General features: G+C 68.3%; 1 protein-coding gene and 1 pseudogene. Both read right to left on the bottom strand.

Translation table 11 applies throughout. The annotated features are described in order from the left end of the window. Positions 1-220 (bottom strand): annotated as a pseudogene (gene lepB / locus AC1C2V_RS19740) (signal peptidase I); the annotation flags it as partial. An 86-nt stretch (positions 221-306) separates the two neighbouring features. After that, positions 307-527 (bottom strand): hypothetical protein (locus AC1C2V_RS19735; RefSeq protein WP_495391350.1); only part of this gene is annotated, 221 nt, incomplete at its 5' end.

The following is a 527-nucleotide window of genomic DNA, read 5'->3' as shown; positions in this document are numbered from 1 at the left end:
ACGGCGGCAGCCAGCCGCCCGGGTCCTTGAACACCACGATGTCGCCACGGTGGACGTCGAAGACGTCGGGCACGAGGCGGGAGACCATGACCCGGTCGCCGATCTCGAGCGTGTCCTCCATCGACCCGCTCGGGATTTAGAAGGCCTGCACGAGGAACGTCTTGATCAGCCACGACAGCACGAGCGCGCTGATCACGATGATCGCGGTCTCGCGCAGCACGCCGAGTGAAGGTCGACGTCGACCTGGAGGGGCGGGCGGCGCGCCCGACGAACCTGGTCGTCGGGCGCGCTCACCTCGTGCCGGGCTCAGCACGACTTCTCGGGTACGGATCCCGGGCCGCAGAGCGGGGGCTCGGGAGCTGGGGCGCTGTCGCGTGGCCCTTGCTCGAGCACGGTGGTTCCCAGCATGAGGGCGCCGTCGTTGTCCATGAGCCGAGTCTCCAGCAGAGCGCCGGAGACCGGGTCGAGCAGGAGTTCTTCGATGCCGAGATTCTTGTCGGAGAAGTCGGCACGGACCGCCGTTGCCT

Source organism: Isoptericola sp. Y541 (assembly GCF_059445465.1).
The sequence above is the reverse complement of the archived record's forward strand: the minus strand, read 5'-3'. Positions and strand labels throughout refer to the sequence as shown.